This window comes from Butyrivibrio sp. AC2005 (assembly GCF_000424145.1).
GTDB lineage: Bacteria > Bacillota > Clostridia > Lachnospirales > Lachnospiraceae > Butyrivibrio.
Window position 1 is genome coordinate 41,558 of sequence record NZ_KE384142.1, and the last position, 15,747, is coordinate 57,304.

The 15,747-nt window shown below is 43.9% G+C and carries 13 protein-coding genes and 1 other RNA gene; 10 read left to right on the top strand and 4 right to left on the bottom strand.

The genetic code is table 11. The annotated features are described in order from the left end of the window. Nucleotides 1-13: 13 nt before the first annotated feature. Nucleotides 14-113: signal recognition particle sRNA small type (gene ffs, locus G602_RS30055), an RNA gene on the top strand. Nucleotides 114-201: 88 nt separating this feature from the next. On the opposite strand, the gene G602_RS0124010 is transcribed toward ffs, so the two are convergent. Beyond that, entirely contained in the window at nucleotides 202-1,107 is a 906-nt protein-coding gene (locus G602_RS0124010; RefSeq protein ID WP_242835715.1) for an AraC family transcriptional regulator, read from the bottom strand. Nucleotides 1,108-1,410: 303 nt separating this feature from the next. On the opposite strand from G602_RS0124010, the gene G602_RS0124015 reads away from it, so the two are divergent. Continuing rightward, complete coding sequence (locus G602_RS0124015) at nucleotides 1,411-2,400, top strand: glycoside hydrolase family 43 protein (RefSeq protein WP_044933560.1); 990 nt, start codon at nucleotides 1,411-1,413, stop codon at nucleotides 2,398-2,400. Nucleotides 2,401-2,681: 281 nt separating this feature from the next. On the opposite strand, the gene G602_RS0124020 is transcribed toward G602_RS0124015, so the two are convergent. Both G602_RS0124020 and G602_RS0124025 read right to left on the bottom strand, forming a co-directional pair. Continuing rightward, complete coding sequence (locus G602_RS0124020) at nucleotides 2,682-3,038, bottom strand: endonuclease domain-containing protein (protein ID WP_026661302.1); 357 nt, start codon at nucleotides 3,036-3,038, stop codon at nucleotides 2,682-2,684. A gap of 378 nt (nucleotides 3,039-3,416) precedes the next feature. Then, on the bottom strand, nucleotides 3,417-4,892 hold the full coding sequence (locus G602_RS0124025; RefSeq protein ID WP_026661303.1) for a nicotinate phosphoribosyltransferase: 1,476 nt from the start codon (nucleotides 4,890-4,892) through the stop codon (nucleotides 3,417-3,419). 185 nt (nucleotides 4,893-5,077) lie between these two features. Here G602_RS0124025 and G602_RS29610 point away from each other — a divergent pair, with 185 nt between their 5' ends. From G602_RS29610 to G602_RS0124040, 3 genes are all read left to right on the top strand, one after another. Then, entirely contained in the window at nucleotides 5,078-6,418 is a 1,341-nt protein-coding gene (locus G602_RS29610) for a 5-bromo-4-chloroindolyl phosphate hydrolysis family protein (RefSeq protein ID WP_049945456.1), read from the top strand. A 72-nt stretch (nucleotides 6,419-6,490) separates the two neighbouring features. Beyond that, nucleotides 6,491-7,648, top strand: a complete 1,158-nt coding sequence (locus G602_RS0124035; protein ID WP_026661304.1) for a toxic anion resistance protein — start codon at nucleotides 6,491-6,493, stop codon at nucleotides 7,646-7,648. Between the two features lie 131 nt (nucleotides 7,649-7,779). Next, on the top strand, nucleotides 7,780-8,943 hold the full coding sequence (locus tag G602_RS0124040; protein WP_026661305.1) for a galactokinase: 1,164 nt from the start codon (nucleotides 7,780-7,782) through the stop codon (nucleotides 8,941-8,943). A 104-nt stretch (nucleotides 8,944-9,047) separates the two neighbouring features. On the opposite strand, the gene G602_RS0124045 is transcribed toward G602_RS0124040, so the two are convergent. Beyond that, complete coding sequence (locus G602_RS0124045; protein WP_026661306.1) at nucleotides 9,048-9,668, bottom strand: hypothetical protein; 621 nt, start codon at nucleotides 9,666-9,668, stop codon at nucleotides 9,048-9,050. Nucleotides 9,669-9,862: 194 nt separating this feature from the next. On the opposite strand from G602_RS0124045, the gene G602_RS28315 reads away from it, so the two are divergent. Genes G602_RS28315 through G602_RS0124075 form a run of 5 tightly spaced genes read left to right on the top strand, consistent with a single transcriptional unit; the run spans nucleotide 9,863 to nucleotide 15,661 of the window. Beyond that, nucleotides 9,863-11,575, top strand: coding sequence for a VanW family protein (locus G602_RS28315; protein ID WP_081676158.1), 1,713 nt, complete (start codon nucleotides 9,863-9,865; stop codon nucleotides 11,573-11,575). A 21-nt stretch (nucleotides 11,576-11,596) separates the two neighbouring features. After that, a complete protein-coding gene (locus G602_RS0124060; protein ID WP_026661307.1) occupies nucleotides 11,597-12,565 on the top strand; it encodes an AIR synthase-related protein in 969 nt (322 codons plus the stop codon). Nucleotides 12,566-12,608: 43 nt separating this feature from the next. Further along, entirely contained in the window at nucleotides 12,609-13,097 is a 489-nt protein-coding gene (locus G602_RS0124065) for an Lrp/AsnC family transcriptional regulator (protein WP_044933562.1), read from the top strand. After that, nucleotides 13,094-14,260 (top strand): aminotransferase class I/II-fold pyridoxal phosphate-dependent enzyme, encoded by a 1,167-nt coding sequence (locus G602_RS0124070; RefSeq protein ID WP_026661309.1) that lies wholly within the window; start codon nucleotides 13,094-13,096, stop codon nucleotides 14,258-14,260. Before G602_RS0124065 ends, G602_RS0124070 begins: the two co-directional genes overlap by 4 nt. Nucleotides 14,261-14,275: 15 nt before the next feature. Further along, complete coding sequence (locus tag G602_RS0124075; RefSeq protein WP_026661310.1) at nucleotides 14,276-15,661, top strand: S1C family serine protease; 1,386 nt, start codon at nucleotides 14,276-14,278, stop codon at nucleotides 15,659-15,661. Nucleotides 15,662-15,747 lie beyond the last annotated feature (86 nt).

Here is a 15,747-nt window from a genome sequence, read left to right on the forward strand (position 1 = left end):
CACGCTCGTGCGGGATCGGGTCTTATGCAATGAGAGCCTGCGAACCGTGTCAGGTCGGGAACGAAGCAGCACTAAGCGGAATCTCTCATGTGTTGTAAGGTAGCCTGGTTTCGCCTTGCGTGTGTCCATCACAGGATCGTTTTAAATTAATTTGAATTTTTGATTAGTGCAGAAATTTGAATAATAATCATATTTAAGTTTTTACTTCGGGCACCAGTACATATTTCTGAATTCTGTCGGTGTACATCCCTTGATTATCTTGAACATTCTGATAAAGGAAGAGAGTGACGGGAACCCGCAGTTTAATGCAACATCCGTAACAGAATTGCGAGGATCCGTAAGATAAGTCTCTGCCTTGGCAATACGTTTCTGGTTTACATATTTATAAAATGAAACGTTGGTAAACTGCTTAAATCTCCTTGAAAAATAAAACTTACTAAAACCGCTTCTGTCGGCAATATCATCAAGGCTCAAATCCTCGGAGCAATGTTCCTGAAGATAATCGCAGATCTCAATGAATTTCTCAAAATACTCATCGCCTCTTGAATAATCGGATGAGTCGGAAGCAGTTCTTGTGCTTACGTAATTTTTTCCGATGCATGATAAGAACTCCAACAGCTTACAGAAGATATCAACTTCTGAAAAGGAGTTGTTCTTTTTATAAATCTCGTTAATCTCAAGCAGGAGTGCCTGGGCATGATCATGAACCTCAGGATAATCCTCAGGTGTGACCACGATGTAAGGGGACATGATGTTTATAAGGCTCTCTATCTCATTCATGAATCTGAGCTCAGTAGTATCAGGCTGGAAAATGATGCGCTCTCCAACCTCGGGAGCCTTAATCGAATGAATGCAGCCCGGACATATAATAATAATGTCACCTTCGCGAAGAACAACATCCTCGCCGGCGCAGTTGAGATAATACAGATTGTCTATGGGCATGATTATCTCGATAGCAGCATGCCAGTGGGGCGGATAGTCCTCGTATTCATCATTGTAGTAAAGTTTTAATGAGGTGCTCTGTTTAAAATTAACTGTTTCTACAAGTCCGTTTAAAGTTTCTATCATAGGCTTATCCTCGGCAACAATTTCAGTAAAAACTAACATCAAGTTTCTTCTCAAAAATTGCGTTAGCAATTTTTGGTAACTATATGGATTATTTTATTATAAAAAGGTGCTCAAATGACTATCAAAAATTGCTCTTAAACATTAAATTATTGCGCATAAAAATATACAAGTTGTTAAAAATCCACAATTTATGGGCTTAAAGTTGTATATGATTGTAAAGTTGTATTCTTTTTTCTAAATATAGTAAGCAATTTTTAATAACGTATTAACAACTATTGAAAAGAAAACCATATGGCGTCTGTGATATCTTTATTTCACTGAGTAATATTGGAAGGAGTCGAGATGAGTAAAGAAAGAGAGCCTTTAGTAACACATATTTTTACAGCTGATCCTTCAGCCCATGTGTTTGATGGAAAAATATACGTATATCCGTCACATGACAAGCCTCATGATGGGGAGGACAACGATAACGGTGATGAGTACCAGATGGAGGATTATCACATCCTTTCAATGGATAAGCTCGGAGGAGAGGTTACAGACCACGGAGTTGCACTCAGCATGCACGATGTGCCCTGGGTTAGAGACCAGATGTGGGCTCCGGATGCAGTATATAAGAACGACAAATATTATCTTGTTTTTCCTGCAAGAGACAAGGAAGGAAATTTCAGACTTGGTATTGCGGAGAGTGATAAGCCCGAGGGACCTTTTAAGCCCGAGGATAATTGTATAGAGGGAAGTTTCAGTATAGATCCATGTTCCTTTAAGGATGACGATGGCAAGGTTTATGTATACTTTGGCGGCCTTTGGGGAGGTCAGCTTGAAAAGTACAGAACCGGTACATTTGATCCTAACGGAACAGAACCTGAGAAGGATGAGCCTGCAGTATGCCCTAAGGTTGCGCTCATGAGTGAGGATATGAAATCCTTCACGGAAGAGCCCAGAGATGTGCAGATTCTTGATGAGAACGGCAATCCGATTCTTGCAGGAGATGAGGACCGCAGATACTTCGAGGATCCCTGGACCTACAAGTACAATGGAAAGTACTATTTCTCATATTCTACAGGAACAACACATTATCTGTGCTACGCAGAGGGTGACAATCCGTATGGCCCTTTCACCTACAAGGGACGCATTATGGAGCCTGTTATAGGCTGGACAACCCACCATTCAATCCTTGAGATCGAGGGCGAGTGGTACCTCTTCTATCATGACTGCGAACTGTCCAATGGCATAAACCACAGAAGATGTGTAAAGTATACAAAGCTCAATATAGCAGAGGATGGAACTATTGAGACAATTCATCCGTACGACCATAAAAAAGGAACCATGTGAGCGCAGCTCACATGGTCTTTTATTTTAAAGCCTTTTTGGTGGAATTCACTTTTTGAGACAACAATTTAAAGCCTTCCCCTTGGGGGGAAGGTGGCGCGAAGCGCCGGATGAGGGGAACCGGTATATGTTTCCTGGAAGTTTACGACATATGTGTATATAAAAAATACTTATATAAAATATACATATATACAATATATTTATATATAATATATGAGTATGAAAAACACTTATTAAAAATGCATGTTATAGATGTTTATCACTATTTACATTTATATCAAATATTATTTTATTATCCCCAGATGCCTTGCAATATCTTCGCAAACAGCTTCAAAATGCCTATTAATTTCGTTATTAGGATATCTTAAAACCACAATTCCCATTTGTTTTAAATAATTATCACGCTCTGTATCTGAAGCTTTTCCGTCTTGTTCAAAGTGCTGAGATCCATCCAATTCAATAGCCATTTTTGACTTCGCACAGTAAAAATCAAGTATATAAGGACCTACGATTTTTTGTCTGTTAATGGTTACAGGAAGAGTTTTTAAAAAGTCATACCAGAGATGACGTTCTTCCTTTGTCATATTTTTGCGGAGCTTTTGTGAATTGTTTTTTAGATTTGGATTATATGAGTTTGGCATATGGTACTCCTGTAAATAAAAGGAAATATGTGAGAAGGTCCTCTTATCCGCTTTCGAGTAGGATGTTGGTTATTTCTCTGTTTTGGTCAATGCTTAAATGGCATCACTAAGGAAAAGGCATTAGATGAAAGCAATAGGCAGAGTTCCCCTCATCCGCCCCTTCGGGGCACCTTCCCCCCAAGGGGAAGGCTTTAGGATTCCGTTCCCTAAGGGGAAGGCTTTAGGATTCCGTTCCCTAAGGGGAAAGCTTTAGGATTCCGTTCCCTAAGGGGAAGGCTTTAGGATTTACGCCCCCATAAAGGGTAAGACTTTTGGGTTTCATCCACCAGAGGGGGATGAAATAAAGGCCATGTGAGCGCAGCTCACATGGCTTCCTTTTTAATTCTCTACATTTGTCATATCGAGGCCGCTCATCTGGTCGAGGAGCTTCATCTTTGTATCATACAGGCGTTTGGACAGATCCACATGCACCTCATGAGGATTGAAGAGACGTCTTGTCTCATCCCAGAGGGTATCCTGCTCCTTCAGGCAGTAACCCCTGATCTCCATAGTCTTGGGTGAAGTGTAGACGCACTCACCGTTTTTGAAGATAGGAACCATAATCTCACGAAGAGTAAAGGAACCTGCGGGAAGTAAAGTCTTTTTCCAGGGCTCAAGCGGATCGAAGAGAAGAAGCTGCTTATCTTCCGTAAAGGTCTCATTCTCGAGACAGATAAGATCAGCCTTGATCTTGCCGCTGGTCTTCTCGTAGACACGATAAATCTTCTTGTTGCCGGGGTTGGTAACCTTCTCAGAGTTCTCAGACAGCTTGATCTTGGGGATGAAGTTACCATCCTCACCTTTAATGGCTGCAAGCTTGTAAACACCGCCGAAGGACGGATTGTCCTTAGCTGTGATAAGGTGGGTTCCAACACCCCAGGAAGTGATTGCGGCACCCTGAGTCTTTAAGGATGAAATAAGATATTCATCAAGGTCATTGGATGCGGAAATTACAGCATCCGGGAAACCGGCTTCATCAAGCATTTTTCTTGCCTTCTTGGAGAGATAAGCAAGGTCACCGCTGTCAAGGCGGATTCCGTAGAAGGAAAGATCAATACCCTCCTCTTTCATCTCCTTAAAAACGCGAATAGCGTTGGGAACACCGGAATTCAAGGTGTCATAAGTATCTACAAGAAGAATGCAGGCTGAAGGATAAAGCTTTGCATAAGTCTTGAAAGCTGTATATTCATCAGGGAAACTCATGATCCAGCTGTGGGCATGTGTTCCCTTTACAGGAATATCAAAAAGCTGACCGCAGAGCACATTGCTGGTGCCGACGCAACCGCCGATAACAGCAGCTCTTGCGCCATAGGTACCTGCATCAGGACCCTGAGCGCGCCTCAGGCCAAATTCCATGATACCGTCGCCCTGAGCTGCATAGCAGATACGCGCAGCCTTTGTGGCGATAAGCGACTGATGATTGATTATATTAAGAATAGCTGTCTCAACAAGCTGAGCCTCCATGATGGGAGCGATAACCTTTACAAGGGGCTCGCGGGGAAAAATAAGAGTTCCTTCGGGAATAGAATAAATATCTCCGCTGAACTTGAAATCCCTGAGATAATCAAGGAATTCTTCATCAAAAATGCCAACGCTTCTAAGATAATTTATATCCTCTTCATCGAAGTGCAGCTCCTTGATGTACTGGATAAGCTGTTCCAGGCCTGCCATTATGGAATAGCCGCCGCCGAAGGGGTTAGTTCTGAAAAAAGCATCAAATATAACTGTTTCGTTCTGAGACTTGTTTTTGAAGTAACCCTGCATCATTGTCAGCTCGTACAGGTCGGTTAATAGTGTCAGATTCTGTCTGTCCATAATAATACCCTCTTTTTTATTGTTTATAAGGTAAACCTCACGTACCATAATACCATAAAATTGCCAAAACAGATGAATTAAAGACGCGTAAGAAGTGCGCACTATCATTGTGTTTTGTAAAATCTTATTATAAAATGAAGACTGTGGATTTTTATTGAATTATATATATGAGCGGATGGTAAATTATGGGAGATTATGACAAGATTTACAACGCGAGCAATAAAATATTAAAAGAGGTTGAGAAAGCTGTCGAGACGGGCAACTACAACAACCTTAGCAGCTCGCTGAAAAATTCAATAGAGGACGCGGTTAAGGCAGCAAAAGCCAATCCTTCCCAGAATTTTAGCGGAAAAGCTTCTACTGTTAAAACTGTTAATTACGCAAGTGCGGGACGAAGAACACCATTCTTCACAAGAACCGTCGGCTACAACCAGGGAATGGGAAAAGTTGTATTCGGAATAGTCGGAGCATCCTTCTGGGGAGTGGCTGCTTTAGGAGCACTTATAGACGCAAGCATCTGGCCGGGAGTTCTTTTCCTTGCAATAACGGCAGTGTGCGGCCTCCTGATTAAGGCGGGATCAGATGAAAAGAAGCTGGCAAGAATTTTTAATAAATATGGAAAAATTCTTGGAAATGCAGAATACTTTGCGGTAAGCGACCTGGCAATAGCGGCTGGGGAGCGCTCTGACACAGTTCTTTCCAATATTAAGAAGATGATGAAAAAGGATTTCCTGCCCACTGCAAGACTTGATCAGAACGAGACAACAGTTATGCTTTCGGAGCGTGCCTTTGCACAGTATCTTCAAGCAGAGAAGTCAAGACAGGACAGAGAGTTTGCTGAGAATCAGGAAAAACTAAAAGCTGCTGCAGCTGCAAATGCAGGCGGAGTACAGACTGACAGTGCTTTAAATACTACTGATTCCCGTGCGAGAGCGGTAATAAACGAAGGAAACGCGTATATCAGACAGATACAGCAGTTAAATGACGCAATTCCCGGTGATGAGATGTCTGCTAAGATATACAAGCTTGAAGGCATCATGAAGAAGATATTCACTCAGGTTGAAAAGGATCCCGGATGTGCGGATGACCTTAAGAAATTTATGGAGTATTATCTGCCCACCACCACAAAGCTTTTACAGGCTTATGCGGATCTTGATAAACAGCCCGAGGTTGGTGTTAACATCACCCAGACCAAGAAGGAAATCGAGGACGCTATCGATGTTATAAACGATGCGTTTGAAAACCTTCTGGATAGTCTGTTCCAGGATATGGCGTGGGATATATCTTCTGATATTTCGGTTATGAAAACAATGATGGCTCAGGACGGCCTCACAGAGGATGCCCTTGATAAGATTCAGGCAGGTGAGCAGCCTGTTCCGCAGTTTTCAGCACAGCCACAGCCTCAGATGGCTACTCAGCCACTTGAGTTTGGAGGAACAGCTTTTCAGGCAGCACCCGGAGCGCAGGCAGCAGCTCAGCCTCAGTCACAGACAGCAAGTGACGGAAAAGTAGAGCTTAAGTTTTAACAATTATTTACAGTCGTAAATGTATGTTTTTTGGAACATTTTGAAAAGAAAAAATTAGTTGGAGGAAGTAAAATGGGAGACGAGTTTAAAGAGTTTGAGAATGCGGCACCGACATTATCTTTCGATGCACCTGTAGCGGAGGCTGAAGCACCCGCGGCAGCAGCTGCGGCACCTGCACCGACAGTGGAGCAGGCAGCTAAGGAAGCACAGCTTTCACCGGAAGAGATGAAGCAGATCGATGCTTTTGTAGATCAGATCGACTTAACTAACTCACAGGGGATCATGAACTACGGCGCAGGCACACAGAAGAAGATGGCAGATTTTTCAGAAAAAGCCATTGATAATGTGCGCACTAAGGACATGGGACAGGTCGGAGATATGATTACCGGACTTGTTACAGAGCTTAAGAACTTCGACGTTGAGGAAGACGAGAAGGGAATTAAGGCTCTTTTCAAGAAGAGTGCCAACAAGGTTACCGCATTAAAGGCGAGATACACAAGCGTTGAGAAGAACGTTGAGACAATCAGTAATGAGCTTGAGAGACATCAGATGCAGCTCATGAAGGATGTGGCAACTCTCGACAATATGTACAAGCTGAATCTCAACTATTATAAAGAGCTTTCAATGTACATCATTGCAGGTAAGAAGAAGCTCGAGCAGGTTAGAGCAACCGAGCTTGTTGAAGCTCAGAGGAAGGCAGAGCAGTCTGGACTTCCTGAGGATGCTCAGGCAGCTAAAGATTTGGCATCTCTCTGCGACAGATTTGAGAAGAAAATCTATGACCTTGAGCTTACACGTACAATTGCCATGCAGACAGGACCTCAGATCCGTATGGTTCAGAGTGCAGACACAGCAATGGCTGAGAAGATTCAGTCAACAATCGTTAACACAATTCCTCTTTGGAAAAACCAGATGGTAATCGCCATCGGTATCGAGCATTCAGCACAGGCAGCTAAGGCAGAGAGAGAAGTTAACGACATGACAAATGCGCTTCTTAAGAAGAATGCAGATATGCTTAAGGTTGCATCAATTGAAGCAGCCAGGGAATCCGAGCGAGGCATCGTAGACATGGAGACATTGAAGCACACTAACGAGACACTGATCTCAACACTCGATGAGGTTATGAAGATACAGACTGAAGGCAAGGAAAAGAGAAGGAATGCAGAGGCAGAGCTTTCCCAGATTGAAGTACAGCTCCGCGAGAAGCTCCTCCAGGCTGCTAAGAATTGATCTTATTAGATTAAGAATTGATCTTATTAGATTAAGAAAGAAAGAAAAAATATAAAGCCTTCCCCCTCTGGGGGAAGGTGGCACGAAGTGCCGGATGAGGGTTTAGGAAGGACAAAAAAATGGAACAGAACATGAAGGAAGCCGTACTCAAGGGCTTCGAAGAACAGTATGGAAAAAATGATGCCGTAAAGGCATACTTTGCTCCCGGCCGAGTTAATCTTATCGGTGAGCACACAGACTACAACGGAGGCCATGTATTCCCCTGCGCACTGACAATCGGAACTTATGGCGCCGCAGCAAAGAGAAGCGACAGAAAAATGCGTTTCTTCTCAATGAATTTTGACAATGCAAAGGTAATCGAGGCTTCTCTTGATGATCTTGACGCATCAAGAAACGCAGGCTGGACAGCATATCCTGTTGGTGTTGTATGGGCTTTTGAGAAGAAAGGCTTTAAGCTTGATACCGGATTTGACATGATTATTTATGGAAATATTCCTAATGGTTCAGGCCTTTCATCTTCAGCATCACTTGAAGTACTTACAGGTTTTATCTTAAGAGACCTTTACGGTTTTGATGTTACAAATCAGGATCTTGCACTTATCGGTCAGTACTCTGAAAACAACTTCAACGGCTGTAACTGTGGAATCATGGATCAGTTTGCTGTTGCTATGGGTAAGGAAGGAAATGCAATTTTCCTTGATACTGCGGACTTATCATTCGAGTATGCTCCTATCAGCTTAAAGGGTGCCAAAATTATCATCAGCAACACCAATAAGAAGCATAAGCTCACAGATTCAGCATATAACGATAGAAGAAGTGCCTGCGAGAAGGCTCTTGAGGAGCTTCAGGCAGTTGTTGACATCAAGACTCTTGGTGACCTTACAGAAGAGGAATTCGAGGCTCACAAGGATGCAATCAAGGATGACGACAGACGAGTTAAGGCTAAGCACGCTGTATACGAGAACCAGCGCACAATCGAGGCTGTTGCTGCACTTAAGGAAGGAAACCTTGAGAAATTCGGCGAACTCATGAAGCAGTCACATATCTCACTTCGTGACGATTATGATGTTACAGGAGTAGAGCTTGATACACTTGCTGAGGAGGCGTGGAAGATTCCGGGAGTTATCGGTTCAAGAATGACCGGTGGCGGATTCGGCGGATGTACCGTTTCTATTGTAAAGGATGAGGCTGTTGAGGAATTCAAGGAGAAGGTTGGAAAGGCTTATCGTGATAAGATAGGATATGATGCAACTTTCTATACGGTTTCAATTGGACAGGGACCGACGATACTATAAAAATACAGACGGGCGAGGGAGACCTCGCCCGTCTGCTTTGCAGACACTTGTCATCTAAGGGGAAGGCTTTTTATTTCAACTATGCCTCACTAAGGCAAGTCTTTTTAACATGCATTAAGGATATTAACTATATTATCCCGGCTGAGCGAGTTGAGTGATTCTGCGATGGGAAGGATATTCTCAATCTTTTTCTTTATCTCGGTGTCGCTGAGGGATAGCTTGTTTTTATACAGGTCGCAGAGGAGCTTATAGGAAGCGGTCACGTCGGACTTGGTGGAAATTGAAAATTCCAGGATGGAGACGGCTTCTTCATAAAAACCGGCGTCGCTGAGTTCCTTCGCCCATTTTTGCAGCATGGTCACCAAAGTGGTGTAGTTCTGGTCGTAGGTTGTAAGGAGTGTAATGTTTGGGGCGCCGTATTCAAGCTTAAGATCCGTGTTGGTTATACCTGTGAAATTGACAATCTTCTGGTCAGTAAGGCGCATGATGTTCTTTTCACAATAATCTATCTCGTCGTTATTTTGCACGACTCCAAAGGGGAGCCTCTCCACGGGAATGGTTATGTAATTAAGGGAGTCGAGGCTTTTTCTTCTGGTGCTGTTGGCTTTAAGCTCCTTGTTCCAGAAATCCTCCTCGTCCTTGCGGGCCTTGGCATTGCTCCTGCGGATAGCCAGGTTGGTGATAAGGACTATCATGATAAAACTTGTAAAAACGGGTAATCTCATTTATAATATCCTTTCAGAAAATGAGGAGTATACTTATGTTAAGATTTTTTAATTCCGGTAAAAACAGAAAGGTCATTTCTGCGATAATCATCGCTGTGCTGATTCTTGCATTGGTCATTCCGCTTGCAAGCAGTCTTTCATTTTGATTATATAACACCGGTATTTGCCAGAAAAGTGGCGAAATGGAGAAGTTTATGAAAAAATTTATGTTTCTTTGTCTGATGGCGCTTACGCTTGCACTTGTTCTTCCGGCAAGCAAAGCAGAGGCAGCTTCAGATACTATTCATCAAGGTGTTTTTATTGGTGATGTTGATGTTTCCGGCATGACAACTGCGCAGGCAACTGATGCTGTTAATCAGTATATTGAGCAGCTGCGAGCAAAGAACGTAACCCTGAAGGGTATGGAGGATAGCCAGACCGTTGTTGTGACTATGGCCGACTTGGGACTCGGATGGGCAAATACTGAGGTAGTGGATGAAGCCTACGCTCTTTGCAGAGAGGGCAACATCATTAAGCGCTACAAAGCTATGAAGGATTTGGAGCACAGCACCAAGAGATTTAATATAGAGTATTCATTCAACGATGATGCTATATATCAGGTTCTTGATGTTGACTGCGCACCCTTTAACGTTTCCAAGAAAAATTACACACTTACAAAAACTGAGAGCGGATTCACGGTTGCAGACGGTCAGACAGGATATATTCTGAATGAGCAGGCATCCCTTACTAAGATAAAGGATTATGTTAAGAACGAGTGGAACCATCAGGATTGCACAATTCAGGTAGAAATGGATGTTGATGAACCTCAGGGAAGCTATGAGGATCTCAGCAGAGTAGGAGATGTACTCGGTACATTTACTACAAGCTATTCGTCATCAGGTAAGGCCAGAAGTGCCAACGTTGCTAACGGATGCAAGCTGATAAACGGAACAACGCTATATCCCGGTGAGGAGTTCTCTGTCCTTGGAGCTATTACACCTTTTACAGAGGAAAATGGATATTTCCCTGCAGGATCATACCTGAACGGAATAGTTGTTGAAAGTGTCGGCGGTGGTATCTGTCAGGTTTCCACTACACTTTACAACGCAGTACTTAAGGCTGAGCTTGAGGTCACTGAGAGACATAACCACTCCATGATCATCAGCTATGTTGATCCTTCTATGGATGCTGCTATTGCTGAGAATGGCGGAAAGAACTTTAAATTCGTCAACAGTACGGAATATCCTATCTATATAGAAGGTGTTACCACAAGCGATAAGCATATAACATTTACAATCTACGGTGTTGAGACAAGACCTTCTACTCACAAGGTTGAGTTCGAGAGCGAGGTACTTGAGACAATACCTGCAGGAGCTGACCAGATAGTAGCTGATGGATCTTCACCTATCGGATCCGTAACTACTCAGGCGGCACATATAGGTTATAAGGCACAGCTCTGGAAGATTACTTATGAAAATGGCACAGAATCAAGCAGAGAAGTAATCAACTCCAGTAATTATAAGATGGTTCCAAGGATCATAACTGTTGGAACAGCTACCTCAGACCCGACAGCTGCAGCGCAGATTTCTACAGCGATTGCGACAGGCGATATCAACCAGATAAGAGCCGTAGCAGGAGCTATTGCAGCAGTGCAGCAGGTTGCGGCACAGGGCGGAGACGTTGAGGCAGCACAGGCAGCGGCAGCAGCTCAGGCTGCATCTGCACAGGCACAGCTCGATGCACAGCAGGCACCGGCTGAGACACCTGCCGAAACTCCGGCAGAAACGCCTGCAGAGACTCCCGCAGAGCAGACACCTGCACCGGCAGCAGAACCTACACCTGCCCCTGCACCCGCTGAGGGAGACACACCGGCACCTATCGATCCTGAACCGGAAGAGGTACCGGCACCTATCGATCCTGCGGAGTGAACAAACGGAGCAAATTAATACATGAGAATCGGAAAAGTTACTGAGAGCGTGCTTAAACGCTCAGTACTAAAGATAATACAGAGTGATTCTAATAAGGTAAGCGCAGCTGCAAAATCAGACTGCGCTTATTCTATAGATGAAAACGGGCAAAAGCTGCTATCCTCTATAGCTACATTTACTATAGCTTCTGAGGACGCAAGCTATTATGCGATGCACAATGCAGCCAATAATATATTTGCCATGGGCGGAGTTCCGCTAATGGCGGTCATTAGCATTTTACTGCCTGCGGAAGCTGAAGAATCAGAGCTTAAGAACATAATGAGAAGCGTAGTACACGCGGCAAATGACCTTGGTATAACCATTGAAGGCGGACATACTGAGGTCTCGGATGCTGTGAAGAGACCGGTTATAACAGTAAATGTGACAGGAAAAGAAGTCCTAACTATAAGTGAAAATGGGAATGGACTTTCCATAGTTATGACAAAATGGGCAGGAATAGAAGGGACTGCTATCCTTTCGAAAAACTGCCATGAAAAACTCTCAGAGAGGCTTCCTGACTACATGATCAGAGAGGCACAGAATTTTAAGGAGCTTATTTCCATAAGAAAAGATGCAGAGGTGGCCATTAAGAATGGAGCATATTATCTTCATGATATCTCAATGGGCGGAATTTTTGCAGCTCTGTGGGAAATCGCTGAGAGAGCAAAATGCGGCCTTGAGGTTGACCTCAAGAAGATTCCGATAAAACAGGAGACTGTGGAGATAACCAATCATTTAGGTGTAAATCCATATCAGTTGGTTTCGGGCGGAGCACTTTTACTGCTGGCACCTGACGGCGAGGCGGTTGTGAGAGCCCTTGAAAATGAAGGTATAGCAGCAACGGTCATAGGAGTAACCACAGATAAAAACGACAGGATTATCAGAAATGATGATGAAGTGAGATATCTTGATAAGCCTCAGGCAGATGAAATAGTGAGATTTATGGTATAATAGGTAGAATATTGCTTTATTAAAAGAGTTGGAGGAGAAGATAATGGTAAACAGAGACGAATTACTTCGCACAATTGACAAGAACAGCCGTATAGGTGTATCCGAGCTGGCGGTACTTTTAGGTGAGCCTGAAATAGACGTCGCGAATGAGCTTCGAGCGCTTGAAGACGAAGGAATCATCTGTGGTTACCATACAATGATCGACTGGTCCAAGACCTCAATCGACAAAGTAATGGCACTTATTGAGGTCAAGGTCACACCTCAGAGGGGCATAGGCTTTGATTCCATTGCAGAGCGCATCTACAAATATCCCGAAGTTACAAGTGTATATCTAATGTCAGGCGGCTTTGACCTCATGGTTATGCTTGAGGGCAAAAGTCTTAAGGAGGTTGCAAGCTTTGTGACAAACAAGCTCTCTCCGCTTGATACTGTTCTTAGCTGCTCTACACACTTTATTTTGCAGAAGTACAAGGAGCACGGAACAATTCTGACAAAAAAATATGATGATACAAGGGAGAAAATTACGCCATGAGGAATCCGCTATCTGAGAAAATTGTAGACATAAAGCCCTCGGGCATCCGTAAATTTTTTGATGTTGTTAAGACCATTGACGGTGCAATATCCCTCGGTGTAGGCGAACCTGACTTCGATACACCGTGGCATATCAGAGATGAGGGCATATACTCCCTTGAAAAGGGACGTACTTTTTATACATCCAATTCAGGATTATTAGAGCTTAAGGTTGAAATCTGTAACTATCTGAAAAGAAGACAGAATGTGGAGTACGAACCGGGTAAACAGGTTCTTGTTACTGTCGGCGGATCGGAAGCGATTGACCTTGCTATCAGAGCTATGGTAGATCCCGGGGATGAGGTACTTATCCCTCAGCCTAGCTACGTATCCTACGAGCCCTGTGCTATTCTGGCCGGAGCCAAGCCTGTAATAATAGAACTTAAAGAGGAAAATGAGTTCAGACTTACAGCTCAGGAGATCCTTGATAACGTAACGGACAAGACCAAGATTCTTGTGCTGCCTTTTCCCAACAACCCGACAGGGGCGATTATGGAGAAAGCAGATCTTGAGGCCATTGCCAAGGTGATCATAGAGAAGGATCTGTATGTAATATCCGATGAGATTTACAGCGAGCTTTCATACAGGGATAAACATGTCTCAATTGTGGAAATACCCGGAATGTATGAGAGAACAATTCTGATCAACGGTTTTTCAAAGGCCTACGCCATGACCGGATGGAGACTGGGATATGCCTGCGGACCGGAGATAATTATTGAGCAGATGACCAAGATCCACCAGTTCGCAATAATGTGCGCTCCCACAACCAGCCAGTACGCTGCAGTCGAGGCACTGAAAAACGGTGATGATGACGTAAAGATGATGAGGGATCAGTACAATCAGAGAAGAAGATACCTTATCCACGAGCTCAGGGATATGGGACTTCCATGCTTTGAGCCCTTTGGAGCGTTCTATATTTTCCCCTGCATCAAGAAGTTCGGAATGACAAGTGATGAGTTTGCCACAAGACTTCTTCAGGAGGAGAAGCTTGCGGTTGTGCCCGGAAATGCATTCGGAGACTGCGGTGAAGGCTTCCTTAGAATCTCCTACGCTTATTCACTTGATGACCTCAAGAAGGCCATGGAGAGACTTAGAAGATTCATCGATAGGCTAGAGAAAAAGTAATTATCAGAGGCAGTTATGGAAGAAAAAAAGCACGGTTCTGAAGATGAAAGGCTTGATCCTGAAAAAAGTCCTATAGCCAGGGCTGATTTCATGAGGGAAAAAATCAAGCAGCGACCCATAAATAAGAAAAAGCTCTTACGAAGGACACTGATAACCACGACGTTGGCAGTGGTGTTCGGTGCGGTAGCATGCCTGACATTCGTTTTTCTCTCACCTGTGATCAATAATAAGCTTTATCCAGAGGAATCTCCTGCGCCTATTGCGTTGACAGAGGAGACCGTAACGGATGAGATGAAGCCTGAGGATATGTATGCCGATGATAACGCCATAGCTGCTGAGGCTGCGAGTGTTGCTATAGACATGGCTTCCTCAGAGATATCAAGGATGCAGCAGGAGATGAGTTCTTACCATTTTGACTCCTCCGATTACATCGAGATGTATGCTTCTTTAAAAACAGTGGCTACAAATACTGCAAAGAGCATAGTTACGGTAACATCCAAGACCTCGGACACCAACTGGATCAATAACCCCTACGAGAGTGAGGGCCAGACTTCAGGTGTTATAGTCGCTGATAACGGCGCTGAGTATCTGATACTTACCCAGACTTCTGCGATAGATGACGCTGAATCAATACAGGTTACTTTTTTTGACGGAAGTACTACAAGTGCTTACCTGAAGATGAGCGATGGCATAACGGGGCTCAGCATACTTGCGGTAAAAAACAGGATTGTTGATGATACGACCAGGGAGAATATAAAGACAGCTCCCCTCGGAAGCTCAAGCTCCGGAGTTGTGACGGGTACGCCTGTAATAGCAATCGGAAGTCCCACGGGAATTCAGGGATCTATTTGCTATGGATTTGTGACTTCAGATAATTCTGTCCTTGACCTGCCTGATTCAAAATATATGCTGCTTACAACTGACATGAGCGGAAGCAGTAACGCCAGCGGAGCCATTATAAATCTGTCAGGCTCAGTAGTTGGCTTTATTGATATGAATTACAATAATTCAAATATGCCTAATACCCTTTGTGCCATCGGAATCACAGAGCTTCGCGCACTTATAGAGGATTTGTCAAATGAAAAGGCAAGAGGCTTTTTGGGAATTCATGGGCAGACCGTTCCCCAGTCTCTTCGTGACAGTGAGGAACTGCCGGAGGGTGTTTACGTAACAAGGACGGAGATGGATTCTCCTGCTATGCTGGCAGGTGTGCAGAGCGGAGACATCATAACTGCGATCAATGACGAGCAGGTAGATGGATATGATACCTTTATATCCAAATTGAGAAATATAAAACCCGGCGAGGAAGTGCACCTGGTGCTCATGCGACAGGCGACGGAAGGTTATGTTGATCTGACGATTGATATAACGGCGGGGAATTCAACTGTAAGTGGAGAATGATGAATCCCCTCATCCGGCGCTTCGCGCCACCTTCCCCCCAAGGGGAAGGCAATATTAGAAAGGCTTCTCATTTAAAGCCTTCCCCC